Source organism: Rhodococcus wratislaviensis (genome assembly GCF_900455735.1).
Classification (GTDB): domain Bacteria; phylum Actinomycetota; class Actinomycetes; order Mycobacteriales; family Mycobacteriaceae; genus Rhodococcus_F; species Rhodococcus_F wratislaviensis.
In genome coordinates, this window is sequence record NZ_UAUI01000008.1 from 27,666 (window position 1) to 53,859 (window position 26,194).

Here is a 26,194-nt window from a genome sequence, read left to right on the forward strand (position 1 = left end):
GGGCCTTTCTGATGTTTGTTTGTTCGCAGTTGCCTCGCGGGCACATACGAATACGACCCCCCGAGAGGTAAGGCCGTACACAGTCGGAGTCGACTATATGGGTTCGCCCCGTCTATTCCCACCTGTAACACTCTCGGTGGACGACGCAGCAGGACAAAGCGGACACCACGCCTGAACACCTGTGCCCGGTGTCCGAGAGAAACGGACACCGGGCACAGGGCGAATCGGTGGAGATCTAGTCGGAGATGGTGCGCACGCGCATCCCGGATCCGAGCGTGTCCACGATGTCCGCGACCGGGATGCCCAGGCTGGCGGTGCCACCCTCCGGTGCCAGTACCAGGTTCGCCTCCGTGCAGTTGGGGGCGCCACTGGCGTTGGAACCACTGGTGATACCCAGCGCGAGGGTTCCGGTGACGATGGCGCCGCCGCTGTCACCCGCAAGGGTGCAGGCGGTGCCGGCGAAACCGTTGACCACGCGGCTCGAACCGTCGGCGACGAACAGCTGAGTCTCGACGTGGTCTGCTGCGACCACGCCACACGTGAACGACGACGTCTGACCCGACTTGCAGATCGGGGCGCCGACGACGGGCCGGGCGGTGCCGGTGATCTCCAGCGTGGTGCCGTTCGCGCCGCGAACCGCGGGGCGGTCCAGACCGGCCTTGACGCCCGCCTCGTTGAGCTTGATCACCGAGTAGTCCAGCTTGTCGGCCGGGTTGCCCACCGAGGACTTCGAGAACGCGCCGATCTGCTGGCTGTCGTCGACGTTCTGGTGATTGGGGAGGAAGACCGGCGACGGCTGACCCTCGGCGGGGTTGCAGTGCCCGGCGCTGATGTTCACGGCCTGGCCGCTGTCGTCCACGGCATTGAAGCCGAGCGAGCAGACGGAGATCTCCGAGATCGGCGTCTTCGGCAGCTCACCCGCGGTAGTGATGTAGGTGTCACCGGCGAGGGGACCCCTCTCCACCGGACCGCCGCTGCCGGGGCTCAACATGACCTTGACGTTGGCGAGCAACGTCGGCAGGTTCAGCGCCTGGCCGATGGGGCTGTTGACGACGTCGATGACGACGCGGTTCTCGAGGACGTCGATCGACGCGGAGTTGACCTGGGAAGCCACGTCCTTCGGCAGTCCCGCGATCCAGCCGTTCACGTCGGAGAGGGTCTTCTCCAGGCCGTTCGCGGACACGGGCGCAATACGGGTGTCGTACCCGGCCTTGGCTGCGGCATCGGCGGCCTCGTCCGTGGTGACCGCGACGACAGGCTGGCCGTCGAGACCGATCCACGCCCCGGCGAAGTCGTCGGGATGCTGCTCCCGGAAGTCCTCGGCGTAACTACCCAGCTCCTGTGCCTTCGCGGCGCGGTCGAGGTACTCCTGCGGGCTGATCTTCAGGTCGCGGGTGATGGCCTCGACGAGTTCGGCCGGCAACTTGTCGGCGCTCAGCTGAGTGGTGTCGGGCTGCGTAACAGGGTCGGCCTGGGCGGCAGTGGAAAACGGAAAGAGAAGAAGCATTGCCGAGGCGCCTACAACAGCGGCGCGGTGCGCCAGCACGTTACGCATGAAATCCCTTCTGCACGGAATCCGTTTCACTGAGGATTCCTTCTGGGGTGGGTATCAGCGCCCCACCTTAAGCTACGGACGGGTCGGCCCGTCGGGGAGGTGTGACCGAAGCCTCACTGACCTGGACTTTTCAGAGCGGGCGGCGGGGTCGTGGTCGTGGTGGTGATCGCGGCCGCGGGTTCCTTCTTCACCGTCGTCGTGGTTGTTGTCGTTGTTGTGGTGGTGGTCGTCTCCGGCGGCGTCGTCGTGGTCGTCGCGGCGGTCGTGGTCGCGGTGGTCTTCGGGACCGTGGTGATCGAAGGGAGAGTGATCACCGGCGTCGCCGAGGGCGGCGGAGGTGGCGGCACGAACACGGATGTCGTCTCCACCGGAGCAGGCGGGGGAGCGACCGGGCTGGGGGCCTCGACCTCCGTCGTCACGGCCACCTCCTGCGTGCTCGCAGTCGGGAGGACGGCGGGTGCGGCCGGTCTGGGTAGTGCGCTGGACGTCGTCACCGACGCGGTCTGGGCGTCCTGGATCGTCGGGACCGCGGTGCTGCCGTTGCCGGTGAGCGCGAACGCGAGCGCGCCACCGGCCACCACCAGTGCGGCCGCGGCGGCACCGGCGATGATCAGCGGCCGCCGGTCCGTGCGCTTGGCGGGCGGGGTCGGTGCGCTCGCGGGAGCGGACGCCCCGGTCTCGGCGGGCGGAGACGCGTCGGCGGCAGCAGCGGCCGCGACTGCCGGTATCGCCGTCACGGCGGAGTACGCGGTGTGCAGGGGGGCCTCGACGATCGGGATCGACTCGGTGTCAGCGGTCGTGTCCTCGTCGGTCAGTGCCAGCCCGGCCGCCAGCAGTGCCGCGCCGTGGGCAGGGGATTCCGGCGAGGCGGCGAGTGCCACCGACTCGGGGATGAGCGTCGCCTCGCTCAGACCCATGTAGTCGAGGGATTCGCGCAGCTTCGTGACGATCTCCGGCGCCCAGTCCGACGGATGGGTCGCGGTGACCTTCACCGTCCCCGACAGTCCGTCCGCGGCCTCCCGGAACAGGCAGAACATCGCCGTCGCGACGAGGTCCTCGGCGCGGGTCAGCGAACCGGCGTACTCGATGCCGGCGGGTTCGCCGACGCGGGCGAGGAAGTCGCGGACGGCGCCCGTCGATTCCGTGCCGGGGTCGCCGAGTTGAACCGTGCCGTCCGGGGCCGTGAACAGGACGGACGGGTGTTCGATCGTCCTCACATCGGTTCCGGAAGCGGTCACCACCGCTGTGGAAACCGAATCGCCGACGGTGAGTCCGACTCCGGTGGTCATGAAAGATCCTTACTGGCACAGTTCGAGGGAGTGCGTCATCGCACCATGTGCACAGTGTGTCGCCTGCCGCAGTCGAATGGTTACACGGGGCTGCGCCTTCGGCGCCCGTGAGTACTTGTCAACCACCCGCGGTTAATAAGTACTCACGGGTCAGGAGTCGGCGGAATACCCGTGGCCCATCGCGCGCAGCATCGACAGCAGCTCCGACCGCGACCCGGCGCCCAGCCGCCGCCGGATCCGAGCCACGTGATGCTCGATCGTCTTGGCGGAGATGTAGAGGCGGGATCCGATCTCCCGGTACGTCAGCCCCTGAACGAGAAGTTCGGCGACCTCGGCCTCGCGGTCGGTGAGCGACCCCGGCGTGCTGGGACTCGACACGACCGCGGAATCGGCGCCGTTGCCCGCGGGCGTCGGCTGCCGCAGCGCCCTCGCGACCTGCAGCAAAGCGGTCGCGACCCTCGTGTCGGACGCGCGCAGCGCCGCTTCACCCGCGAGGCGCGCACCGTCCCACGGCAGACCGATCCGGTCGAGGGTGCGGGCCGCGTCCTCGACGGATGCGGCGTCGATGTCGCCCTGCAGCACGCGCAACCACGCGCGACCGGCGGTGGCGAGCCCGGACGCGTACGTGCTGACCTTGGCGGCCTCGCCGAGCGCGCGCGCATGGGGCATCAGGTCTGCGGGGCATTCGGCGAGGATCGACGCCTGCACGCCGTACCAGTGCAACGCCGAACCCCACATCGCCGGCTCGCCGAGCGTCCGCAGCAACGACTGCGCGTCCTCGACGAGGTGGGTGATCCGGGCGGGTTCGCCGACCCGGATCGACGTCAGCCACAGTTCGCCGAGCGGCAGCAGGCTCAGCAGGTCCACCGAGTACTCGGCGATCACACCCTGCGCCCCCGCCCAGGCCTGGAGCAGTGCCGCGTTGTCGCCGGTGCGCCGGGCCAGCCCGACCCGCAGTCCGTGGACGAACAGCAGATCGCGCTGCCGCATCGCCGCGGTGTCGAGGCCGTCGAGCCGGGACTGCGCCGCGGCGAGGTCGCCGCGGACCATGGACGTCCAGGCGGTGAGCAGCTGATGCCGGTTCGCGGTGACGCTGCCGGGCCGTTCGGCCTCCCGTGCCCGGCCGAGGACGGCGTCCGCGTGGGCGAGTTCGCCGCAGTGGAGCGCGGCGAGGGCGGTGATCGCGGCGGGGGAGTCGGGCAGCACCCGTGGCCGGGACGCGCGACCGGGAAGCGACAGCGCACGGGTCAGCGAATTCAGTGCCGCGTTGGCGGACGCGGTCACGGACTGGACGAGTCCGGTCGCGACGAGTGCGGCGCCGGCGGTGGCGGCCGTGGGGGGTGCGCCCGCACTGGTGGCGAGGACGGCTTCGGCGTCGTCGAGCCGGCCCGCGACCACCAGGAGGGAGGCGGCGAGGGACGCGTCGGCGCCCGCCCGGTCGGCGCCGAGCCACGCGTACAGTTCGGCACTGCGATCGATCATGCCGCAGAACGCGGCGCCGGCGGCCGAAATCCGGACGGCCGCAGCGAGTTCCGGATCGTCGACGGTGCCGGACCGTTCGAGGACCGAATCGGCCAGCCCGACCGCGGTGTCGAGGTCGCCGTTCAGGGCGCAGGCCTCGGCGTAGGCGACGACGGCGCTGTCGCCGAGCCTGCCGACCCGGCCGGCTTCGGCGTACAACACGACGGCTGCCGCTGGTTCGGCGAGTTCGGCCTGGGTGCAGAGGAATTGGCTGAGTTCGTCGCTCGGTGTGCCGGTCGCGGCGACCGCGCGGGCGACGGGCAGCGTGAGCGTTCCGCGCTCGACGTGATGGGCGAGCAGGCGGCGAGCCAGCGTGTTCAGCCGGTTCTCGCCGAGCGTTTCCGTCAGATGAGTGCGGTCCGCGAGAACCAGCGCGTCCCGTTCGTCAACCCAGCCGTCCGAGCGGAGTGCGTCGACAGCGGCACGGGCACGGTCGGGTTCGACGTCGAGTACTCGGGCGACCACGGTCTCGTCGAGGTCGCTGCCGAGCAGAACCAATGCGAGAACGGACAGTTGCGGGCCGTCGAGCTCCGCGAGTTCCGTGGGAGGAAGCGGTGAGGGGAGCGTGGACACCGGCGCCCTATCCGCCGTTGCCGAGGACGCCGGGCACCAGGCCGGTGACTCCGCCGACGACGCCGCCGACCGTGTCGCCCACTCCGTTGACGGTGTTACCCACCGCGCCGGCACCGCCGACGATGGTGTTGGCGATCGCGGCGCCGCCGTCGGTCTGGGGAACGCTCGGGGCCGGAGCGGGGGCCGGTGCGGGCGCGGGAGCTGGGGCTGGTGCGGGAGCGGGTACTTCGGCCGCGGGAGCAGGTGCGGTGCCAGGCGCCGCGGCCACCGGTGCGGCCGCGGCCGGTGCCACGGTGCCGGGTGGGACGGTGCCGGGAGCGGCGACCGGAGTCGCGACGCCGGCCGCGGTGCCGGGGACACCGGTCGCGGCGACGACGCCCGCCGCCTCGGTGCCGGGAGTAGCGGCGCCCGTCGCGGCGGCCTCGGCCGGAACACCGGACGTGGAGGCCGCACCCGCCGACATGCTCGACGACTGCGAGGTGCTCGAACCCGAGCTGGACGAGGACGGTGCGACGTCGAGGGCCGTGCCGAGCGACAGCCCACCCGCGGCGAGCAGGGCGATGGCGGCGGCGGAGGCGGTGATGATCCCGGCCTTCTTCTTCCGCGACATGCCGGTGGCGGCGGGCTCGGCGAGGGTCGGTGCGGGGGTGCGGGCGGCGAAGACGACGGTCTCTGCCTCCGACTCGGTGACCGGGGCGGCGGGCGCTGCCGCGGCCGGCGCCGCGGTGGGCACGACGACCGGCATCCGCGCGACGGTCGGGGCCGCGGCGCGTCCCGCATCGTTGTCGGCGGCGAGCAGGGCTGCACCCAGCGCCGCGGTATGGCCCGGACGTTCGGCCGCGACGACGGGAACGCGCAGTTCCGCCGACAGGAGTTCGGCGACCAGCGGGATGGAGGCGCTTCCGCCGGTGAGCACCACCTGGGTGACGTCGCTGGATTCGAGACCGGCGGCGTGGATGCTCTCGCGCACCAGCGTCACCGATTCCTGCAGGGATTCGCGGATGAGGTCTTCGAGTTCCGAGCGCACCAGCCGAACGTCGGTGGAGATGCCGGGCAGCTCGATGCCGATGGTGGCTTCGGTGTCGGAGGACAGGGCCTCCTTCGCCGCGGTGCACCGGGTGCGCAGCCGGGTCAGGGCGGCGACGGTGTCGGGGGCGAACGGGTCGATGTCGCCGAACTCCTCGGCGACGTTGCCGAGAACGTACTGCATGGTGGCGTGGTCGAAGTGGGCGCCACCGAAGTCCTCGGACCGCACCGGCTTGCCGAGGATTCCGGTCTCCGTGCCGTGTGCGTCCGAACGGAAGAGGGTGATGTCGAGCGAGGTGCCGCCGAGGTCGTAGATGACGGTCAACGCGTCGCCGAGGGTGCCGCGGGTCCGTTCGAGCCACGTCATCACCGCCTGCGCCTCCGACACCAGGGTGGCGTCCGTGACGCCGGCCTGCTCGAGCGCGTCGGCGAGAACACCGACGGTGTACGGCGGCCAGACGGTCGGGTGCGCGACCACGGTGGTCGGAAGGCCGTGCCTGCCCGACGCGGCCTCGTGCACGATGCAGCTCACGGCGGTGGCAACGAGGTCTTCACCGGAGTAGGTCGAACCGTCGTCGGTGAGGATCCCGACCGGGTCGCCCACGCGGTTCGCGAAGTCGGACACCGTCACCGCGTCCGGTTCGCTCGTGTCGTCGCCGAGGACGGGTGCGCGGTCGGGGGAGAGGTGGAGAACACTTGCGCGGGACAGGACGGTGAGGTCGGCGGCATCCGTCACGCTCGCCCCGTCCGTGTCGACGGCGGCCACCGTATTGACCGATCCGACACCGATGCCGAGCGCTGCAGCCATGTTCCACTCCTGTGGTCCGGGCGGGCGTCACGCCGCCTGCGTCAGGCGGACGGTGCCGCCGTCGTATGTGACGGCCGATGCCGTCGTGGTCACTCGAATTGTCGCGGGTGGCGGCCGTTTCGTTACGCCGACGCCGCTGGTCGACGGCAGTTACGGGGCCGATCCCCTAATGGCCCCCCATCCCCTAACGGGGAGGGCCCGACCCCCGATGGGAGATCCCCGATACCGGGGTCCCCGAGTAGGGGGCGCCGCCCCGTTGGGAAGGGGGCCGCCGATCCATAACGTGTATTTCACTCGCCGTCACAGCAGTTGTGGTGGCCACCCGAACTCCCCGAACCTCGACTACAGGAGAGCTGCCATGGCTACCAACGCCGTCCTCGACTTCATCCTCGGCCTTCTTCGCGACGAGCAGGCTGCGGCGGCCTACTGCGCCAACCCGACCGAGGCGCTGTGCGCCGCCGGCCTGCAGGGTGTGAGCCACGCTGACATCGTCTCCGTCGCTCCCCTGGTCGCGGAGTCGGGATTGTTCGCAGGCGGCGGGGCCGACCTGGCCGCGATCGTCAACGCCGGTGCCGACGTCGCCGGTGATGTTGCGGGCGGTATCGGCGCAGGTGTCGGTGGCGGACTGGGCGGCGGCCTCGGTCTCGGCGGCGGTCTCGGCGGTGCGGTCGGTATCGGTGCCGGCGCAGGCCTCGGTCTCGGTGCCGGCCTGGGCGGCGACTTCGACTTCGCCGCGGAACTGGCTGCCGGCCTGAGCGCCGCGCTCGGTGCCGCGCTGGAGATCGGCGGCGAGATCGGTGCGCAGCTCGGCGCCGCGCTGGGTGCGGCCCTCGACGCAGCACTCTCCCTCACGGGTGGCCTCGACCTCGACGGCGCCCTCGACCTCGGCGCCGCGATCAGCGGGGCGCTCGGAGGCGCACTCGGGCTGGGCGCCGACCTGACCGCGCAGCTCGCCACCACCCTCACCGCGGCGATCACGGCCCTGCCGGTGGTCGACGTGGCCGGTGGTCTCACCGGGATCCTCGCCCCCGCACTGTCGATCGGCGGCGACCTGGGCGCCGAGCTGGGTGCGGCTCTCGGTGCCGCCCTCGGAAGCGTCGTCGACCTCGGCGGCAGCCTGGACGGTGACATCCTCGCCGGACTCGGTGGCGGCCTCGACCTCGGTGCTGTGCTCGGAACGACCCTCGGCGGCGTGCTCGGGGTCGACGCCGGTCTCGGTGGCGCGCTGGGCGGTGCGCTCGACGCGGCGATCGGCGCGGGCGGCGGACTGGGCGCCACCCTCGAAGGCCTGCTCGGCGGTGAACTGCTCGGTGACGTCGCCGGCTCACTCGGCGGAGTCCTCGGCACCGACCTCGGCGCGGTCCTCGGTGGCGCACTCGGCGGAGTTCTCGGTGCGGGCGGCGACCTGAGCGCAGACCTCGGTGGCGCACTCGGCGCGACCCTCGGTTCGATCGCGGACCTGGGCGGCGGACTGGACCTCGACGCGATCCTCGGTGCGGGCGGCAGCCTCGGCGGTGCGCTGAGCGGACTGCTCGGCGGCGAACTCGGAGTCGGCGGCGACCTCACGGCCGGTCTGGGTACCGCGCTGGACGCCGTTCTCGGTGCCGGTGGCGGGCTCGACCTCGGCGCCGTTCTCGGTGCCGACGGCGACCTCGGTGGCGCGCTGAGCGGCATCCTCGGTGGCGTCCTCGGCGCGGGCGGCGACGTCAGCGGCGATCTCGGTGGAGCCCTGGGCGGTCTGCTCGGCGGCGCCCTCGACCTGGAGGGTGGCCTCGGCGGCGCCCTGTCCGGCGCACTCGACAGCGGACTGGGACTGGACGCCGCACTCGGTACGGTCCTCGGCGGAGCCCTCGGCCTGGACGGTGGCCTGGCCGCCGAACTGGGCAGCACCCTCGACGCCGTGCTCGGCGCAGGCGGTGTGACGGACATCGACCTGGGCGGCCTGCTGGACGGCGGACTGGACCTCGGGCTGGGCGCCGACCTGGGACTCGGCGGGGAACTGACGTCGGAGCTGACGACGGCGCTGAGCGGAGCCCTCGGGCTGGGCGGCGAGGCAGGCGCGAACCTGGGCACGGTCCTGGGCGGCGCTCTGGAGAGCGGCCTCGGGCTGGGCGGTGTCCTCGACACCGGTGCCGACCTGGGAACCACCATCAGCGGCGCGCTCGGCGGGGTGCTCGGAGTCGACGGTGACGCCACCGCCGGTCTGGGTGCGGCCCTCGACGCGGTGCTCGGCGCGGACGGCGGAGTCGACCTCGGTGGAGTGACCGACCTTGGTGGCCTGCTCGGCGGTGCGTTCGGTGTCGGTGGCGGCGCGGGCGCAGACCTCGGCGCGGCGCTCGGCGGAGTGCTCGGCGGTGCGCTGGAGACCGGCGGCGCCCTCGACCTCGACAGCGTTCTCGGCGCGGAGGGAAGCATCGGCAGCACGCTGGGCACCGCTCTCGGTGGAGTCCTCGGAGCCGACGGCGACCTCAGCGCGACCCTCGGTTCCGCACTGGAGACGGCTCTGGAGGCCGGTGGCGGACTCGATCTGGACTCCGCTCTGGACGCCGACCTCGGACTCGGCGCCGCAGCCGGCGTGGGCGGCGCCCTGGACGGTGCGCTCGACGCGGGCACCGATCTCGCGGGTGGCCTGACGGGCGGCATCGACGGCGCGCTCGGCGGACTGCTCGACGTGGGCAGTGACGTCACGGGCAACGTGGGCGGCGCCGTCGGCGGCGGCGTGGCGGGTGGCGCGGACGCCGCGGCAGGCATCGGTGCCGGTGTCGCGGCGGGTGTCGGTGCGGTTGCCGACGCCGGGGTGGACCTGGGCGGCAGCCTCGGAACCAACCTGGTCGGCGGACTGGACACGGCGGGCGGCCTGGGCGCCGGTCTGACCAGCGGCCTCACCGGTGGTCTGGGTGGAATCTTCGACACCGGTGCGGGCCTCGGCTCCGCACTGACCGGCAGCGTCGGCGGTGCCGTCGACGCGGTGGGCGAGGCAGGCGCCTCGGTCGGCGCGGTCGCCGACGCCGGTGCGAGCCTGGACGCGAACCTCGGCGGCGCCCTGGACACGGCGGCCAACCTGGGTGGCACGGTCGGCGGCGCCCTGGACACGGCCGCGAATGTCGGCGGAAGCCTCGGTGGCACGGTCGACGCCGCGGCCGGGGTCGGCGGCGACGTGGCCGGCGGAATCGAAGGCGGCCTGGACAGCGCGGTCGACGCCACTGCCGGTCTGACCGGTGGCCTGGATGCCACCACCGACGCGGTCACCGGCCTCGGCGCCGGATTGTCCGGTGGCGTGGGTGGCCTCGGATCGCTCGGCACCTCGGTCGGAGGCGCACTCGACGGTGCGGTCGGCGGAGCGGTCGACGGTGGAGCCGCAGTGGGCGGCGCCATCGACGGCGGAGCGTCCGCCGGTGGTTCGGTCGAGGGTGGAGCATCGGCCGGCGGTTCCGCCGACGCGGACGCGACCACGGACGGTTCGGCCGACCTCGGTGCGGTCGGCGGGGTCGTGGCCGACACCACCGGTTCGATCGCAGGCGGTCTGGGGTCCACCCTGGGCGGTGCCGTCGACACCGGAGCCGACACCTGGTCGTCGATCGACGCGGACAACGCGTTCGGCGCCGACTCGGGCCTGCACGCGGACACCGACGGCTCGCTGTTCGGCGACACCGACACCTCGGTGGCCACGACGCACGACGTCACGGACGTGGTCGATCACCTCGAGCCGTGATGAGACGGCGGTTCCGGCATCCCCCAGACGGGGCGGCCGGAACCGCCGTACGATGTAACGAAATCAGCCCCGGACGCGTTATGCGTGCGGGGCTGTTTCACACAGTCGGGTGTCGGTGCACTGAACGTGGTGTCCGCACAGAGGTCGGAAGAATTGCGGGTCAACGAAGCTCATGGACAGTGCAGCCGCCGAGAAGAGTCCAGCCGGGTCCCCGTCGATGACGGCGTTGCTCGAGCAGGCCCTGGACGTGGCGAAGAGGTTCGGTCGCGGCGACCTGGCGCAGCGCCTCGACTCGGCCCGGACCCGGGTGCAGGACCCGCGGATGCGGATCGTGGTGGTCGGACCGCTCAAGCAGGGCAAGAGCCAGTTCGTGAACTCCCTTCTCAACCTCACCGTGTGCTCGGTGGGCGACGACGAGACCACCGCGATCCCCACCGTCGTCCAGAACGCCGAGACGGCGTCGGCGGAACTGGTCCTCGCCGATCCGGGTGCCGACCCGATCCGGGTTCCTCTTCCGCTCGACGAGCTGAACGGGATCACTCCGGCCTCGCCCCGCGCCGAGGGCCGGGAGGTGCTGCGGGTGGAGGTCAACGTCCCGAGCCCGCTCCTCGCCGACGGGTTGGTCCTCGTCGACACGCCCGGCGTGGGCGGTGCAGGCAACCCGCACGCCGCGAGCACACTCGGGCTGATCCCGGCGTCGGACGCCGTGTTCGTTCTCTCCGACGCCAGCCAGGAATTCACCGAACCGGAGCTCGGTTTCATCCGTCAGGTGACGAGCCTGTGCCCGTCGGTGGCGTGCCTGATCAGCAAGACGGACCTGTATCCGCACTGGCGCGAGATCGTCGAGGCCGACCGCGGGCACCTCGCGCGCGCCGGTCTCGACGTTCCCCTGATCCCGATCTCCTCGGTGCTGCGTTCCCACGCGCTGCGACTGCAGGACGAGGAACTCAACACCGAATCCGGTTTCGTCGACCTGTACGCGTTCCTGCGCGAGCGGGTGGTGGCGCGCGCGGAGGCGAACACGCGCCGGGCCGTGTCGCTGGACGTGTCCTCCGCGGCCGAGCATCTCACGCTGGGGATCGGCAGTGAGCTTGCCGCCCTGCGCGATCCGGCGAAGGGTGTCGCCGCGGTCGCGGAACTGCAGAAGGCGAAGGCCGCCGCCGAGGAGCTGCACAAGAAGACGTCGCTGTGGCAGCAGACGCTGGGTGACGGTATCGCCGACCTGGCCGCGGACATCGACCACGACCTCCGGGACCGGTTGCGTCGCGTCACCCGCGAGGCGGAGGAGACCGTCGACGAGGGCGACCCCGGTAAGGACTGGGACGCGCTGGGCCAGTGGCTCGAGCAGGAATTCGCCACCGCGATCGGCGACAACTTCGTGTGGGCCCACGACCGCGCGCTGTGGCTGGCCGAGGTGGTGGCGCAGCACTTCGCCGAGACGGGTGCCGTCGAACTGCCGCACCTGGACGTCGCGAACGTCGACGGTGTCCTCGAACCGGTGGCCTCGCTCGCGGACCTCGAGGCCGGACGCATCGGCATCACCCAGAAGGTTCTCGTCGGGATGCGCGGATCGTACGGCGGCGTCCTCATGTTCGGTCTGATCACCACGATGATGGGGATGGCCCTGGTCAACCCGATCTCGATCGGCGCCGGAGTCCTCCTCGGCACCAAGGCGTACCGGGAAGACAAGGAGAGCCGGATCCTGAAGCGGCGTGCGGAGGCGAAGGCCGCGATCCGCCGGTTCGCCGACGACGCCAGCTTCCAGGTGGGCAAGGAGTCGAAGGATCGGCTCCGGTCGATCCAGCGGTTGCTGCGCGATCATTTCAGCGCGATCGCCGAACAGGCGCTGCGGTCGATCAACGACTCGCTGCGCGGCGCGCAGGAGGCGGCGAACCTCGAGTCCACCGAACGGACCCGCCGGATCGCGCAGCTCGAGAAGGATCTGCACGTCGCATCCGAACTGAAACAGCAAGCCGCGCAACTCGTCGCAGGCGACGCGGGAGCGGTCACGGCATGACGGCCGCTCCGCTTCACGAGGCCCGGGCACTCATCGCGTCCGCCCGGCAGTTGTACGCGGGCAGACCCGAGATCCGGGATCAGCTGACCGAATGCGCCCGGCGACTGGAACAACCCCTGCGGGTGGCCCTGGCCGGCTCGTTGAAAGCAGGCAAGTCCACGCTGCTCAATTCCCTGGTGGGGCAGGACATCGCGCCCACCGACGCGACCGAGTGCACCCGCGTCGTCACCTGGTACCGGAGCGGGTCGACACCCACCGTGACGGCCTGGTACCAGCCGGACCCCGGCAGCGGCGCACAGCGCTCCGCCAACGTCCCGGTGCTGCGCCGCGACGGACATCTCACGTTCGACCTCGGCCACCTCACCGCCGACCAGGTGGACCGCCTCGACGTGGAGTGGCCGTCGTCCGCCCTGGCGCACACGACGATCATCGACACCCCGGGCACGTCCTCGCTGTCGCGCGACGTCTCGGCCCGCACCCTCGAGATGCTCACCCCCGACAACGAGGCGTCCGGCGCCGACGCCGTGGTCTACCTGCTGCGCACGCTCAACGCGACCGACGTCCAGTTCCTCGGTCAGATCGGCGACCACGTGGGCGACGAATCGGGACCGCTCGGTGTGGTCGGTGTCGTGTCGCGGGCCGACGAGGTGGGGGCGGGACGCCTGGACGCCATGATGTCCGCCAAGGAGGTGGCGTCCCGGTTCGCGGGCGAACTCGAGCGCACCGGGCTGTGCCAGGCCGTCGTCCCCGTCGCGGGTCTGCTGGCGCTCGGGGCCCGCACGATGCGTCAGGCCGAGTTCACCGCGTTCCAGCATCTGGCCGAGGTCCCGGTCGACGATCTGAACCTGGCGATGCTGTCGGCCGACCGGTTCGCGCGTGAGGACAGTCCCCTGCCCGTGGACGCCCGCATGCGGGCCCAGCTGGCAGACCGCTTCGGGCTCTTCGGGATCCGGATGGCCGTCACCCTGATCCGGCTGGGCACCAAGGACTCGCCGACGCTGGCGGCCGAGTTGGTGGAACGCAGCGGCCTCGACGAATTGCGTCAGGTGATCGACATCCAGTTCGGGCAGCGGGCCGACCAGTTGAAGACCCATTCGGCGCTCGTGGCACTCAAGCGGGTGCTCACGGCGCATCCGGTGCCGGGTGCCGGCGAGATCCTGATGTCGGCCGAACGGCTGCTCTCCGACGTGCACGGTTTCCAGGAACTGCGCCTGCTCGGGCGGCTGCGGTCCACCGAGGTGGGACTGCCCGCCGACGACGTGGCCGAGTTGCAACGCCTGATCGGTGGATTCGGGATCCAGATCGCCGAACGACTGGGCACGGACGGCGACGACTCCGTGGAGTTGCAGAGGATGCGGGCACTCGCCGCGGTGCGGAAGTGGCGCGAACGAGCGCGCCACCCGTTGCTCGACCAGTTCACCGCGAGAGCGTGCACCGTCGCCGCCCGCAGCGCGGAAGGTGTTCTGGAGGAACTGAACACCGTCCGCCTGTAGCTCGGCTAGGTCGCGGACACGCCCCCGATCTCGCCCTCCCGGAACGCGTTCACGAACAGCTGGTGATCCTTGCGGCTCACCTCGGCGTACGCGATGCCGAAGTCGACGATTTCGCCGACGAACTCGTCCAGCCTGCCGTCGACGACGCTCTGGATGGCCTCCTCGGTCTGGAACGTGACCAGGGTCTGATCGCTGTCCTCGTCGGAGACGCAATGCACCTTCGCCGTCGCCCGGCCGAGGTCCTCGAGCACAGGCGCGATGTCCTCCGGTTCGGTGAGGTCCGACCAATCGAGGTCCAGTTCGTACGGGGAGAGTTCGGCGACCACGAAACCGGTGTCACCGATCTCCGTGTAGCCGAGCAGCGGATCGGTGTGAACCTGCAGAGCCCGCTGACTCACCACCGTGCGGTGACCTTCGTGCTCGAAGTAGTCGCGGACACGCGGTTCGTCGACGACACGGCTCGGCGCGGCGACATTGCCCTGCTTGAGGGAGAGCACGATGTCGTTCTCGAGTGCCTGGGTCGCGCCTTCGATGAGCACGTTGTACGCCGGGAGGCCGGCGCTGCCGATCCCGAAGCCCTTCCGCCCGACCACGTCCTTGACCCGGTAGAACACCGGTCGCGCGGACCGCTTGCTGCGGGGCACCCTCTCGATGTACGTGTCCAGCGCCTCGCAGACGGTCGTGCGTTCCTCCTCGTCGAGTTCGCGGACTCCGCGGCCCCGCCGGAAACGCCGGTCGTAGTCCTCGATCACCGTGACGGACTCGAGCAGGTCCACCCGGGTGGCGAGACGCGCACTCAGCAGCAGGTCCTGGATGGCGCCGCGCGAATTGTCCAGGCGCAGCGCATACGCCTCGTCCGCCTCCCGCTGCACGTAATGCAGGACGTGCTCGACGTAACTGCGCAGATAGGTGTCGGCCAGCTCCCGGACATCGCTCTCGGGGAGGGCCTTCTGCCAGCCCATCAGTGCGAGACTCGCGACGAACCGGCGAAGATCCCAGCTGAACGGCCCCACGTACGCCTCGTCGAAGTCGTTGACGTCGAAGACGAGGGTGCCTTCCGAGTTCATGTACGTGCCGAAATTTTCCAGGTGCAGATCGCCGTGAATCCACACTCGGCCGGTGCGCTCGTCCGCCCACGGATCGTCGAAGTCACGCAGATCGTCGTAGAAGAGGCAGGCGCTGCCCCGGTAGAAGGCGAACGGATCGGCGGCCATCTTCCGGAACTTCGTGCGAAACGCGCTCGGGTCCGCCTCCATCAGATCGGCAAAGGCCTCGACGAGGACCTCCACGATCCGACCCTGCCTCGTGGAATCGGCGACGTCCACACCAGCCTCCTTCTCGCGGTCGACGGGGGGCCGCACGCCTCGTCACGACCGCACTGCACCACGGTACGTCTACGCTCCAGCGGAGTTCCCAGATTTCGCTCGAGTGGTGGTGTCGTGGGAATTTCCGAGTCGGTGTGCCGAGCCCGACGGCTCGGCGTACAGGAACTGGGGGACCGGCAGACCGGCGGAGTGGGCCCGGCGGACGACGTCGGCGACGAGCGTGTCGACCCGGTCGGTGGGCACGAGGGCGATCGCGGAGCCGCCGAAGCCGCCGCCGGTCATCCGCGCACCCCAGGCGCCCGCCTCGACCGCGGCGTCGACGGCGGAGTCGAGTTCGACGGAGCTGACCTCGTAGTCGTCGCGCAGGGAGGCGTGCGAGCGGTTCAGGGCGTCGCCGATGTCGGCGATCCGTCCGCGGTCGAGCAGATCGGCGACCTCACGGACCCGGTCGATCTCGCCGAGTACGTGCCGGGCCCGCTGCGCAGCCGGGGAACTCAGTGCCGCGACCGCCGCGTCGGCGTCGGCGACGTCGCGCAGGCCGGCGATGCCGAGGTCGGCGCAGGCCTTCTCGATGACGGCGCGCCGGTTGCCGTACCGGCCGTCGACCAGCCGGTGCGGCGCGTTGGTGTCGATGACGACAAGTCGGGCGCCTGCGGAGCCGAAGTCGAGCGGGACGTGCCGGGTGGCGCCGTCCCGGCAGTCGAGGAGCAGGGCGTGGCCGGGGCGGGCGAGCATCGCGACCGACTGGTCCATGCCGCCGGTGGACGCGCCGGCGATCTCGTTTTCCGCGAGGATGGACGCGTCGATCAGTGGCCGGCGGCCTGCGTCGTCCGTGGGTAGTTCGGCGAGGTCGGCGACAGCGAGTGCGAATGCGCACTCGAGCGCGGCCGAACTCGACAGCCCGGAGCCGACCGGGACCGTCGAATGCACCGCCACGTCGAAACCCGTTCCCGCCGTGAGATGTCCGGACCGGCGCAGCGCCCACACCACCCCGGTGACATACGCGGCCCAGCCGGCCGGGTGGCCCGGCGCGACATCGGCGAGCAGACCCTGCCAGGTCTCGTCGGTGTGCGTGGACACGGCGTGCAGGATGTCGTCGTCGCGCATTCGGACGGCGGCCACGGTCACGTAGGGGAGGGCTAACGGCAGCACCAGTCCGCCGGCGTAGTCGACGTGCTCGCCGATGAGGTTGACCCGGCCGGGCGCAGCCCAGACTCCGTCCGCGGCGCCGCCGAACGTGCTGCGGAACAACGCCTCCGCGGCGGCCGCGACCGTGTGGACGTCGACCAGGTCGACCCACCGCGCCGCACTCACGACGCCACCTCCCGCAGCCGGTCGGCGATGCGTTCGGGAGTGGTGTCGTTGACCCACGCCCCCATCGCGGACTCGGATCCCGCCAGGTACTTCATCCGGCCGGGGGACCGCATCATCGAGAACAGTTGTAGGTGCAGGCGTCCGAGCGCGCGGTCCTCGCCGACGGGCGCCTGGTGCCACGCGGCGATGTAGGGCACGGTGTCGACACCGTCGAAGAAGCGGTCGACCCGCCGCAGCAGTTCGAGATAGACGTGGGCGAGTTCGTCGCGCTCGTCTTCGCACAGTTCGGGGAGGTCACGGACGTCGCGGTGCGGGGCGAGGTGCACCTCCAGCGGCCAGCGCGAGGCGGCAGGAACGTACGCGGTCCAGTGTTCGGCGGCCAGGACCACCCGCCTGCCGGACCGGCGTTCGGCGTCGAGGACGTCGGCGAGCAGCAGTCGCCCGGTGCTCTCGAAGTGCTCGCGGGAGCGCCGGATCAGCGCGTCCGTGCGGGGCGGCAGATACGGGTACGCGTAGATCTGCCCGTGCGGATGGGTGAGGGTGACGCCGATTTCCTTGCCCCGGTTCTCGAAGCAGAACACCTGCCGGACTCCCGGCAGCGCCGACAGTTCGGCGGTGCGGTCGGCCCAGACGTCGACGACGGTGCGGACCCGGTCGACGCTCAGGGTGGAGAACGCGGCGTCCGGGTTGCTGGTGAAGCACACGACCTCGCACCGGCCCGCTCCCGGTGCCAGCGGCCACAACGCTTCTCCGTCGACACAGTGGGGAAGGTCCTGCTCGGCGGCGGCGGTCGCCAGCGACGGGAAGCGGTTCTCGAACACCACCACGTCGTAGTCGTCGGCCGGAATTTCCGTGGGCACCTTGCCGGGCAGGCTCGGCGCGAGCGGCGACGCGTCCGGCGGGGGCAGGAACGTGCGGTCCATCCTCTGGGCGGCGATGACCACCCACTCCCCGGTGAGCACGTCGAAGCGCATCTGCGATTGCGACACCGCCGCAGGCAGCGGACGTGAATCGACCAGCTCGCGGGTGGCGCCGCCCGACACGTACGGCTCCGAGTCGTCGAAGTAGATGAGTTCGCGGCCGTCCGCGAGGGTCGTCCGGATCTTGCGCATCCGGCGCTTCGTGGCGGCCTCCCGCTCATCCTGTTCGTCACGCATGGTCATCGACGAGTTCCGTCCCGGTTCTCCCGCGTCACCACGGGGTCGCCGACGTGGTCGACCGGGTTGTTCGTTGAGGCCATACCCAATTCTGTCGACTGCAATTCGAAAGTCAACATACGAGCGTAATTGTGCACATCTACGGCCGTACCCGGATGCCACACTGCGGCAATCCAGTTGCGAGGCAGGATGACATCCGACGATCGGCGAACGGCGGTCCGTCAGGCCGCGCGGTTGCACGCCGGGGTGCCCATGCACGCAGAGACCGGGGGGTCGACATTCACCCTGGGGTAGGTAGCCGGTGCCCCGGCATGGGGGCACCATGGTTTTCACCAGTCGGCGCAAAGTTGAACCGCAGGAGGTCAGTCAACACTGAATAACGCCACACGCTGAGAAGAGAACACCTCTCCGGAACCTGAACCCGGTGAGGTGTTTTCGTCTGTTCTGCCGGGTGGGTCAGAACTCCATGCCGGCGTCGGCGCCCATCTGCATCGTGGTGTTTCCGCCGTCGAGGGATTCCCGGATGATGTCGGCGTGACCGGAATGGTGGCCGGTCTCCCGGATGATGTGGAGCAGGGTCCGGCGGACCGTCCACCACTGCCGCTCGGGCGCCCAGGGTGCGGTGGGCAGTGGGACGAGCACATCCAGGTCGTCGAGGCCGGCCACGGCGGCCTCCGTCGCGCGGGCCACCTCGGCGTAGTCGGCGAGCAGTCCCTCGAGGGTTTCGTCGTCGCGCATGTAGTACTTCTCCATCGCCCACTCCATGTCGAACTCGGCATTCTCGTCGGGTTCGAGAATCGTTTCGACCCAGTGCTTTTCGGTGTGGGACACGTGCTTGATCAGTCCGCCGAGCGTCAGGTCGCTGACGGTCGAGCGCTGCCGTGCCTGTTCGTCGTCGATGCCGCGGACGGTGATCAACAGGGTGGCACGCTGCTCCTGCAGGATCTGGAGGAGGTCGGCGCGCTCACCGGTGGCCGGGGACTTCTGCGAAGTGGTCATGAGAAGAACAGTAGAAGCAATTGAGGTCAGAAACGGTCCTCATTAGGAAGGCCTTCTCAGGGTTTTTCTCGGGGTCCAAGTTGGGTGCCTTCCTGGATGTGCGGAAAGCGTCCGCCGCGAAGGATTCTCGGTATGAACTTCGACTCCCCGGGACCGGCGCCCCGGCCCTCACGCCGACGCGTATGGCCCCGCGTTCTCGGGGCCATGGTGTCGCCCGTCCTCGTCGCTGTCGCGGTGGGAGTCGGCACGGTCGCGTACGCCTCGACCGCCGCCGAGAGCGACACCGGCGGGCGGATGGAATTCAGGCGAGCCCTGACGATTCCGCCACTCGCACCGGGTGTCGCGGGCCCCGATTTGGGTACCCCCACGGTGACGCGCCATCCCGATATCGCCGGGTCGAGCCGGATCGGCGCGGGCGAACCCGCGATGCCCCACCAGCCCGCACCCGGGTGACCCCGCCCGGTTCTCTCTTCTCGGTCCGCTCAGCCCACCGATGATCAGCCCACCGATGAAAGGAATCATCATGATCCGCACGACGATGACCGCACTGGCAGCCGTGGCTCTCGTGTTCGGCGCCGCGTCCGTGACCCAGACCGCTGCCGCCCACCCGGCCTGCAACTCCTCCTATGAGGGCACGACCAACGACGAGTACGACCCGGACCCCGACTTCACGGGGACGACCAACGACGAGTACGACCCTGATCCCGAGTACTCGGGTACGTCCAACCGCGAATACGACCCGGACCCGGAGTTCCACGGCAGCACCGATCCGTGCCAGGTGTGAGCCCGGTCAGCGGTTCCGGCGCAGCCACGGAGACACACCGGGGGCGAACAGGGCGAGCACTCCCACCGCGACGAGGGCGCTGTAGGCGAGCGGCGCCCACTGCAGCACACCGGCGGTCGCATCACCGGCGTCGGACAGCAGGGTCCACAGGCCCACCCCGCCGGCGGCGCTGAGGACGCCCACGACGGCGAGGGTGATCTGGCCCGCCGGTTTCCGCGCGCGCAGGAGTTGTATCCCCAGCAGTCCGAGGAGGATCAGGACGACGGCGATGGCGCCGCTGCCGATCAGCGTCAGGTTCACCGTGTCGGTGATGTCCGTCGCGGAGTCTCCGGGATTATCCGCGGCGACCGAGGCCTCGAGGGCGTCGCGGACCGCGCCGAGGTCGAGCGCGATGGCCCCGGCGATCCCGGCGAGAACGACGAACGATCCCACCCAGGCGGACAGCGACACCGCGACGGCCTTCGGGGTGGCATCGGTGGGGGTGGCGCGCAGCGGGGTGACTGCGAACTCCGGACGCGGCGGTACGGGTCGCGGCGGTTCCGGCCGGCGTGGCGGCTGTTCGGGTGTCGTCACGCTGCGATCCTATCGACCTGCCGTACCGTGGCGTGCCGACGCGCGGATCCGCGTCGGCGGCCCCGGAACGAGGCGCGAAAATAGATGTGGGCATCCGGGAACAAATCTCCGCACCCCTCCGTTGAGCCTTACGACAACATGAGCGTGCAAGACTCAAGTTCGAATTGACTCCCGACGGTGTCGGAGTGCAAACTTGAGCGGAGGGCGCTCACTAAGCGCCAACATCGCAGTTCAGTAATGAAAATCCTGCCCACAGGACTGCAAAACGAAAGTGAGGAACACTATGGCTCGTGCCGTCGGTATCGACCTCGGTACAACGAACTCGGTCGTGTCTGTGCTGGAAGGCGGCGAGCCCGTAGTGGTCGCCAACGCCGAAGGTTCACGCACCACCCCGTCGATCGTCGCCTTCGCCAAGAACGGTGAGGTGCTGGTCGGCCAGCCCGCCAAGAACCAGGCCGTCACGAACGTCGACCGCACCATCCGCTCCGTCAAGCGCCACATCGGCACCGACTGGAACGTGGAGATCGACGGTAAGAAGTACACGCCCCAGGAGATCAGCGCGCGCACGCTCATGAAGCTGAAGCGCGACGCCGAGGCGTACCTGGGTGAGGACATCACGGACGCCGTGATCACCGTCCCCGCGTACTTCGAGGACGCCCAGCGTCAGGCCACCAAGGAAGCCGGTCAGATCGCCGGACTCAACGTCCTGCGCATCGTCAACGAGCCCACCGCGGCCGCACTGGCCTACGGCCTCGACAAGGGTGACAAGGAACAGACCATCCTGGTCTTCGACCTCGGTGGCGGCACCTTCGACGTCTCGCTGCTCGAAATCGGCGACGGCGTCGTCGAGGTTCGCGCCACGTCCGGCGACAACCACCTCGGTGGTGACGACTGGGACGAGCGCATCGTCACGTGGCTCGTCGACAAGTTCAAGGCTCAGAACGGCATCGATCTGACCAAGGACAAGATGGCCCTGCAGCGTCTCCGTGAGGCTGCCGAGAAGGCCAAGATCGAACTGAGCTCCTCGCAGAGCACCTCGATCAACCTGCCCTACATCACCGTCGACGCGGACAAGAACCCGCTGTTCCTCGACGAGCAGTTGTCCCGCAGCGAGTTCCAGAAGATCACGTCCGATCTCCTCGACCGCACCCGCGCGCCGTTCCAGGCCGTGATCAAGGACAGCGGCATCGCCGTCAAGGACATCGACCACGTCGTGCTCGTCGGTGGTTCCACTCGTATGCCCGCCGTCTCCGATCTGGTGCGCGAGCTGACCGGTGGCCGCGAGCCCAACAAGGGCGTCAACCCGGACGAGGTCGTCGCCGTCGGCGCCGCCCTGCAGGCCGGCGTCCTCAAGGGCGAGGTCAAGGACGTGCTGCTCCTCGACGTCACCCCGCTGTCCCTCGGCATCGAGACCAAGGGTGGCGTGATGACCAAGCTCATCGAGCGCAACACCACCATCCCGACCAAGCGTTCCGAGACCTTCACCACGGCTGACGACAACCAGCCCTCGGTGCAGATCCAGGTGTTCCAGGGTGAGCGCGAAATCGCCTCGCACAACAAGCTGCTCGGCTCGTTCGAGCTGGCCGACCTGCCGCCCGCCCCGCGTGGCGTGCCGCAGATCGAGGTCACCTTCGACATCGACGCCAACGGCATCGTGCACGTGACGGCCAAGGACAAGGGCACGGGCAAGGAGAACACGATCAAGATCCAGGACGGCTCCGGTCTGTCCAAGGAAGAGATCGAGCGGATGGTCAAGGACGCCGAGGCTCACGCCGAGGAAGACAAGGCCCGCCGCGAGGAGGCCGAGGTGCGCAACCAGGCCGAGTCGCTGGTGCACCAGACCGAGAAGTTCATCAAGGACAACGAGGACAAGGTGCCCGCCGACGTCAAGGAGAAGGTCGAGGCTGCCATCAAGGAAGCCAACGACGCTCTCGCAGGCACCGACATCGCGGCCGTCAAGACCGCGGTCGAGAAGCTGGCCACCGAGTCGCAGGCCCTCGGCCAGGCGATCTACGAGGCCAGTGCCGCTGAGGAAGCCGCCAACACCGACGGCTCCGGCGCGAGTGGCGCCGACGACGTCGTCGACGCCGAGGTCGTGGACGAGCCGTCCGACTCGGAGAAGAAGTGACGTCCGACAACACCGAGCAGGAACCGGTCACTTTCGTGGACAAGCGGAAGATCGACCCCGAGACCGGTCAGACGCGGGATTCGGAGCCGGTAGTGGAGCCCCTGGCGGGCACCGCGGCCGCTCCGCAGCCCGGCTCGGTGGACGAAGGGGCCCTGCCGGAGACGGCAGCTCCGGAGACGGACGAGTTGGCGGAGCGCACCGCCGACCTGCAGCGACTGCAGGCGGAGTACGCCAACTACCGTCGCCGCGTCCAGCGCGACAAGCAGGCCGACATCGCGAACGCCAAGGCGTCCGTCGTCGGTGAGCTCATCGCGGTGCTGGACGACCTCGACCGTGCACGCAGCCACGGCGACCTCGACTCGGGGCCGCTGAAGGGTGTGGCGGACAAGCTCACCGGCACCCTCACCTCGCTCGGTCTGAGCGAGTTCGGTGCCGAGGGCGACGCATTCGATCCGGCGCTGCACGAGGCAGTGCAGCACGAGGGTGAGGGTCACGACCCCGTTCTCGGCACGGTGATGCGAAAGGGCTACAAATTCGGTGATCGCGTCCTGCGGCATGCGATGGTAGCTGTAATCGATCGCGCCGGCGATGCCGGCGCGAACACCTCCGACGAGGCCGTGAAGCCCGCCGAGTCGGAACAAGAGTAAGAGCGAGAGGAGGAGACGCCCAGTGAGCCAACGGGAGTGGATCGAAAAGGACTTCTACAAGGAGCTGGGCGTCTCGTCCCACGCATCCGCGGACGAGATCAAGAAGGCGTACCGCAAGCTCGCCCGCGACCTTCATCCCGACGCGAACCCCGGTGACACGAAGGCCGAGGAGCGTTTCAAGTCCGTCAGCGAAGCACATGCCGTGCTCTCGGACCCTGCCAAGCGCAAGGAATACGACGAGGCCCGGCGGCTGTTCGCGAGCGGCGGTTTCGGTCAGGGCGGCGGCGGATTCAACCCCGGAGCCGGCGGGTTCGGCCAGGGCGGATTCGACATCAACGACCTGTTCGGTGGCGGCGGCGCGGCGGCCGGTGACGGCGGCCTCGGCGACATCTTCGGTGGCCTGTTCAATCGCGGCGCCGGTGGCGGCGGCGCGACCCGCACGACCAACCGTCCCCGTCGTGGAAGCGACGTCGAGACGGAGACGACTCTCGAATTCCGCGAAGCCACACTGGGCGTCACGGTTCCGCTGCGACTGACCAGCCCGTCGCCGTGCACCACCTGCCACGGCAGCGGTGCCAAGCCGGGAACCAGCCCGCGAGTCTGCCCGCGCTGCAACGGGACCGGAATCGTCAGCCGCAACCAGGGCGCGTTCGGGTTCAGTGAGCCGTGCGACGACTGCCGCGGTACCGGCTCCATCATCGACTCGCCGTGCGAGGTGTGCCACGGCAACGGTGTCACCAACCGGACCCGCACCATCACCGTCCGCGTCCCCGCGGGTGTCAGCGACGGACAGAAGATCCGGCTGGCAGGCCAGGGCGAGGCGGGCCTGCGCGGCGCGCCGTCGGGCGACCTGTTCGTCACGGTCCGGGTGCGGCCCGACAAGGTGTTCGGCCGCAACGGCGACGACCTCACCCTCGTCGTTCCCGTCAGCTACGGTGAGCTCGTGCTCGGAACCACCGTCTCCGTCCCCACCTTGGAGGGGCGTGTCGGTGTGAAGATTCCGGCGGGCACAGCCGACGGCCGGGTTCTGCGTGTGCGCGGCCGAGGTGTTCCCAAGCGTGCGGGCGGCGCTGGTGACCTGCTGGTCACGGTCAAGGTCGCTGTTCCGCAGAAGCTCGACGACCCGGCAACCGAAGCACTCAAGACCTATCTGGAAGCAGAGAAGGCCAGCGGATTCGATCCCAGGGCCGGGTGGGCAGGTGCCTGATGAGCGATGCGACCCAGGATCCACGGGAGACGGCCGTTGATCCGGACGCCCAGATCTTCGTGATCTCGGTGGCCGCGGAACTCGCGGGCATGCATGCGCAGACGCTGCGCAACTACGACCGGCTCGGTCTCGTCACCCCGCACCGCACGTCCGGTGGCGGGCGACGATATTCGCCGCGGGACGTGGCGCTGCTGCGCGAGGTGCAACGCCTCTCGCAGGACGAGGGTGTCAACCTCGCCGGAATCAAGCGGATCATCGAACTCACCAACCAGGTGGAGGCTCTGCAGCACCGGGTTCGCGAGCTCGCCGAGGAGATCGCGAAGGTTCACGCCGGCTACCGGCGCGACCTCGTGCCGATCCCGCGGAGCAACGCGCTCGTCGTGTGGAAGCCGCGACACCAGCGCTGACCCGGCGATCTCTCCGGTGAACCGAACCGATGTCGCACTGGTCCTGTCGGAGTGAACCAGTGCGACATCGGGCCCCAACCCCCGGCTTATCGGTCGCGGTTGCCCCAGCGGGGCCCGCGGCGGGTGCGCGAACGCGGAATATTCATCTCCTCGAGACGTGCCTTGATCTCCTCGGTGGTCCACATCGTGCGGGAGACGGTGGGGGTGGGGGTCTCGGTGACGTGCATGATCATGTTCTCCGGCTCTCGTCGAGTGTTCGGTGGATGGTCGGGATCGTCTTTCAGGGGTGCCCGTAGAGGTGGTAGCCGGCGTTCATGTTCGGGTAGCCCGAGTCGATCCAGCTGCTGATGCCGTAGGCGTGGCCGTAGTTGGCGTCGACGCGAGTTCCGTCCACGTCGGTCATGTTGCTGTAGTTGTCGGCCCGGAACACGGCCTGGGCACCACCGGGGAGCGAGTAGGTGGCGTCGACCTCGACGCCGTTCGGGTCGTTGGAGAATGCCTTCACGATCTGGCTGCTGTGCGGGGCGAGGTAGTCCGACGGCGCCTGAATCCACTGCCCGTAGGGGTTCGAGGAGCCCTGTAGGACCATCGGCAGGTCGGTGTCGTTGCTGATCGTCATCGCGATCGTGGGTCCCGACGTCGGCATCGTGCCCGCGGTGGCAACACCGGCGGCTGCGATGGCGAATCCGGTGACGGCCACTGCGGTGGCGGGCAGTGCGATGAAGAGTGCGACGCGGCGGCGGGCGGTAGTGCGCATGATGGCTTCTCCTGAGTTCTGACGCTTCGGGGGGTGGAACGTCTGGGGCCGTGGGGGTTTCGGTTTCCGACCTCCCCGTTTCCGGTGTGCATCAACTATGTCGCGAATGTTCGCCGTCGTCTGTCCACCGACAGGACCGAGGGCGGGATGAATCCGGTGTCCACCGATCGGGGGACACCGGCGCCGCGAAGTGCTCCGCGCGGGCCCGGTCTCGTGAGAAAGTGAGCAATGGACTTCGCCGGAGTCGCTTCGCATCGGACCGCGCCGTGAGCGCCGTGCGGGTCGTGGTGGGCGACGACCACCCGATCTTTCGGGACGGTGTCGTCCGTGCCCTCGTCGCGAGTGGCGACATCGAGGTGGTCGGTGAGGCGGACGACGGCGCGGTCGCGCTCGCCCTGATCCGCGAACTCGCCCCCGACGTCGCATTGCTCGACTATCGGATGCCGGAACTGGACGGTTCCCAGGTGGCGGCGGCCGTGCGACGAGCCGAACTCACCACGCGTGTGTTGCTGCTGTCGGCGCACGACGAGTCCGCGATCGTCTACCACGCGTTGCAGGAAGGGGCGGCGGGGTTCCTGCCGAAGGAATCGACCCGGGCGGAGATCGTGAAAGCCGTCCTGGACTGCGCTCAGGGCCGCGACGTCCTCCCCGCCTCCCTCGCCGTCGGACTGGCCGGCGAGGTGCGTCGTCGCAGTGAACCGGTCGGGCCGGCGCTGAGTGGTCGGGAGAAGGAAGTGCTGGCGCTCATTGCGCGCGGCCAGAGCATTCCCACGATCGCCGGTGAGCTGTATCTGGCGCCCTCGACGGTCAAGACCCATGTCCAGCGTCTCTACGAGAAGCTCGGGGTGAGCGACCGCGCGGCGGCCGTGGCCGAGGCGATGCGCCGCGGCTTGCTGGAGTGA

21 protein-coding genes are annotated in these 26,194 nt (G+C 69.8%); 10 read left to right on the forward strand and 11 right to left on the reverse strand.

What is annotated here, in order from left to right; genetic code table 11:
* Nucleotides 1-235: 235 nt before the first annotated feature.
* The 4 genes from DTA22_RS11895 to DTA22_RS11910 form a co-directional block, all read right to left on the reverse strand.
* Nucleotides 236-1,555 (reverse strand): S1 family peptidase, encoded by a 1,320-nt coding sequence (locus DTA22_RS11895; protein ID WP_037243494.1) that lies wholly within the window; start codon nt 1,553-1,555, stop codon nt 236-238.
* A gap of 113 nt (nt 1,556-1,668) precedes the next feature.
* Nucleotides 1,669-2,844, reverse strand: coding sequence for a hypothetical protein (locus DTA22_RS11900; RefSeq protein ID WP_112299538.1), 1,176 nt, complete (start codon nt 2,842-2,844; stop codon nt 1,669-1,671).
* 150 nt (nt 2,845-2,994) lie between these two features.
* Complete coding sequence (locus DTA22_RS11905; protein ID WP_112299539.1) at nt 2,995-4,938, reverse strand: LuxR C-terminal-related transcriptional regulator; 1,944 nt, start codon at nt 4,936-4,938, stop codon at nt 2,995-2,997.
* Between the two features lie 7 nt (nt 4,939-4,945).
* On the reverse strand, nt 4,946-6,772 hold the full coding sequence (locus tag DTA22_RS11910) for an Hsp70 family protein (RefSeq protein ID WP_112299540.1): 1,827 nt from the start codon (nt 6,770-6,772) through the stop codon (nt 4,946-4,948).
* A 358-nt stretch (nt 6,773-7,130) separates the two neighbouring features.
* Here DTA22_RS11910 and DTA22_RS11915 point away from each other — a divergent pair, with 358 nt between their 5' ends.
* The 3 genes from DTA22_RS11915 (at nt 7,131) to DTA22_RS11925 (ending at nt 13,994) form a co-directional block, all read left to right on the forward strand.
* Complete coding sequence (locus DTA22_RS11915; protein ID WP_112299541.1) at nt 7,131-10,484, forward strand: IniB N-terminal domain-containing protein; 3,354 nt, start codon at nt 7,131-7,133, stop codon at nt 10,482-10,484.
* A gap of 172 nt (nt 10,485-10,656) precedes the next feature.
* Entirely contained in the window at nt 10,657-12,501 is a 1,845-nt protein-coding gene (locus DTA22_RS11920; protein ID WP_037243504.1) for a dynamin family protein, read from the forward strand.
* Entirely contained in the window at nt 12,498-13,994 is a 1,497-nt protein-coding gene (locus DTA22_RS11925; RefSeq protein WP_011597678.1) for a dynamin family protein, read from the forward strand. The genes DTA22_RS11920 and DTA22_RS11925 overlap by 4 nt, the downstream gene beginning before the upstream one ends.
* Before the next feature lie 5 nt (nt 13,995-13,999).
* On the opposite strand, the gene DTA22_RS11930 is transcribed toward DTA22_RS11925, so the two are convergent.
* The 4 genes from DTA22_RS11930 to DTA22_RS11945 form a co-directional block, all read right to left on the reverse strand.
* Nucleotides 14,000-15,319 carry a DUF2252 domain-containing protein gene (locus tag DTA22_RS11930; protein ID WP_112299605.1) on the reverse strand — a complete coding sequence of 440 codons (1,320 nt, stop codon included), beginning with the start codon at nt 15,317-15,319 and terminating at the stop codon, nt 14,000-14,002.
* Between the two features lie 69 nt (nt 15,320-15,388).
* On the reverse strand, nt 15,389-16,633 hold the full coding sequence (gene galK, locus DTA22_RS11935; RefSeq protein ID WP_112299542.1) for a galactokinase: 1,245 nt from the start codon (nt 16,631-16,633) through the stop codon (nt 15,389-15,391).
* Complete coding sequence (galT, locus tag DTA22_RS11940; RefSeq protein WP_112299543.1) at nt 16,630-17,796, reverse strand: galactose-1-phosphate uridylyltransferase; 1,167 nt, start codon at nt 17,794-17,796, stop codon at nt 16,630-16,632. Before galT ends, galK begins: the two co-directional genes overlap by 4 nt.
* Before the next feature lie 450 nt (nt 17,797-18,246).
* A complete protein-coding gene (locus tag DTA22_RS11945) occupies nt 18,247-18,789 on the reverse strand; it encodes a DinB family protein (protein WP_037243509.1) in 543 nt (180 codons plus the stop codon).
* A 132-nt stretch (nt 18,790-18,921) separates the two neighbouring features.
* On the opposite strand from DTA22_RS11945, the gene DTA22_RS11950 reads away from it, so the two are divergent.
* Complete coding sequence (locus DTA22_RS11950) at nt 18,922-19,242, forward strand: hypothetical protein (RefSeq protein ID WP_245973330.1); 321 nt, start codon at nt 18,922-18,924, stop codon at nt 19,240-19,242.
* A 70-nt stretch (nt 19,243-19,312) separates the two neighbouring features.
* A complete protein-coding gene (locus DTA22_RS11955; RefSeq protein WP_005238337.1) occupies nt 19,313-19,573 on the forward strand; it encodes a hypothetical protein in 261 nt (86 codons plus the stop codon).
* A 6-nt stretch (nt 19,574-19,579) separates the two neighbouring features.
* Here the strand turns inward: DTA22_RS11955 and DTA22_RS11960 are convergent, their stop codons facing one another.
* The gene (locus DTA22_RS11960; protein ID WP_112299545.1) at nt 19,580-20,146 is read right to left on the reverse strand and encodes a hypothetical protein; all 567 of its coding nucleotides are present in this window, start codon (nt 20,144-20,146) and stop codon (nt 19,580-19,582) included.
* A 283-nt stretch (nt 20,147-20,429) separates the two neighbouring features.
* Here DTA22_RS11960 and dnaK point away from each other — a divergent pair, with 283 nt between their 5' ends.
* Genes dnaK through DTA22_RS11980 form a run of 4 tightly spaced genes read left to right on the forward strand, consistent with a single transcriptional unit; the run spans nt 20,430 to nt 24,535 of the window.
* Nucleotides 20,430-22,274: a molecular chaperone DnaK gene (dnaK, locus tag DTA22_RS11965; RefSeq protein ID WP_037243515.1), complete on the forward strand. Its 1,845-nt coding sequence runs from the start codon at nt 20,430-20,432 to the stop codon at nt 22,272-22,274.
* Nucleotides 22,271-22,921, forward strand: a complete 651-nt coding sequence (gene grpE / locus DTA22_RS11970; RefSeq protein WP_112299546.1) for a nucleotide exchange factor GrpE — start codon at nt 22,271-22,273, stop codon at nt 22,919-22,921. Before dnaK ends, grpE begins: the two co-directional genes overlap by 4 nt.
* 22 nt (nt 22,922-22,943) lie before the next feature.
* Nucleotides 22,944-24,128, forward strand: coding sequence for a molecular chaperone DnaJ (dnaJ, locus tag DTA22_RS11975; protein ID WP_005238348.1), 1,185 nt, complete (start codon nt 22,944-22,946; stop codon nt 24,126-24,128).
* On the forward strand, nt 24,128-24,535 hold the full coding sequence (locus DTA22_RS11980) for a heat shock protein transcriptional repressor HspR (protein ID WP_112299547.1): 408 nt from the start codon (nt 24,128-24,130) through the stop codon (nt 24,533-24,535). The genes dnaJ and DTA22_RS11980 overlap by 1 nt, the downstream gene beginning before the upstream one ends.
* 86 nt (nt 24,536-24,621) lie before the next feature.
* Here DTA22_RS11980 and DTA22_RS36260 read toward each other — a convergent pair whose 3' ends face one another.
* On the reverse strand, nt 24,622-24,762 hold the full coding sequence (locus DTA22_RS36260) for a hypothetical protein (RefSeq protein ID WP_162130654.1): 141 nt from the start codon (nt 24,760-24,762) through the stop codon (nt 24,622-24,624).
* Nucleotides 24,763-24,815: 53 nt separating this feature from the next.
* On the reverse strand, nt 24,816-25,292 hold the full coding sequence (locus DTA22_RS11985) for a hypothetical protein (RefSeq protein ID WP_037243521.1): 477 nt from the start codon (nt 25,290-25,292) through the stop codon (nt 24,816-24,818).
* 275 nt (nt 25,293-25,567) lie between these two features.
* On the opposite strand from DTA22_RS11985, the gene DTA22_RS11990 reads away from it, so the two are divergent.
* Entirely contained in the window at nt 25,568-26,194 is a 627-nt protein-coding gene (locus DTA22_RS11990; protein WP_174233793.1) for a response regulator, read from the forward strand.

Excerpts from the sequence above, each read along its gene's own strand:
- DTA22_RS11895 (WP_037243494.1), bottom strand. The coding sequence starts at position 1,555 with ATGCGTAACGTGCTGGCGCACCGCGCCGCTGTTGTAGGCGCCTCGGCA.
- DTA22_RS11900 (WP_112299538.1), bottom strand. The coding sequence starts at position 2,844 with ATGACCACCGGAGTCGGACTCACCGTCGGCGATTCGGTTTCCACAGCG.
- DTA22_RS11910 (WP_112299540.1), bottom strand. The coding sequence starts at position 6,772 with ATGGCTGCAGCGCTCGGCATCGGTGTCGGATCGGTCAATACGGTGGCC.
- DTA22_RS11915 (WP_112299541.1), top strand. The coding sequence starts at position 7,131 with ATGGCTACCAACGCCGTCCTCGACTTCATCCTCGGCCTTCTTCGCGAC.
- DTA22_RS11920 (WP_037243504.1), top strand. The coding sequence starts at position 10,657 with ATGGACAGTGCAGCCGCCGAGAAGAGTCCAGCCGGGTCCCCGTCGATG.
- DTA22_RS11925 (WP_011597678.1), top strand. The coding sequence starts at position 12,498 with ATGACGGCCGCTCCGCTTCACGAGGCCCGGGCACTCATCGCGTCCGCC.
- galT (WP_112299543.1), bottom strand. The coding sequence starts at position 17,796 with ATGACCATGCGTGACGAACAGGATGAGCGGGAGGCCGCCACGAAGCGC.
- DTA22_RS11945 (WP_037243509.1), bottom strand. The coding sequence starts at position 18,789 with ATGACCACTTCGCAGAAGTCCCCGGCCACCGGTGAGCGCGCCGACCTC.
- DTA22_RS11950 (WP_245973330.1), top strand. The coding sequence starts at position 18,922 with ATGAACTTCGACTCCCCGGGACCGGCGCCCCGGCCCTCACGCCGACGC.
- DTA22_RS11955 (WP_005238337.1), top strand. The coding sequence starts at position 19,313 with ATGATCCGCACGACGATGACCGCACTGGCAGCCGTGGCTCTCGTGTTC.
- dnaK (WP_037243515.1), top strand. The coding sequence starts at position 20,430 with ATGGCTCGTGCCGTCGGTATCGACCTCGGTACAACGAACTCGGTCGTG.
- DTA22_RS11980 (WP_112299547.1), top strand. The coding sequence starts at position 24,128 with ATGAGCGATGCGACCCAGGATCCACGGGAGACGGCCGTTGATCCGGAC.
- DTA22_RS36260 (WP_162130654.1), bottom strand. The coding sequence starts at position 24,762 with ATGCACGTCACCGAGACCCCCACCCCCACCGTCTCCCGCACGATGTGG.
- DTA22_RS11985 (WP_037243521.1), bottom strand. The coding sequence starts at position 25,292 with ATGCGCACTACCGCCCGCCGCCGCGTCGCACTCTTCATCGCACTGCCC.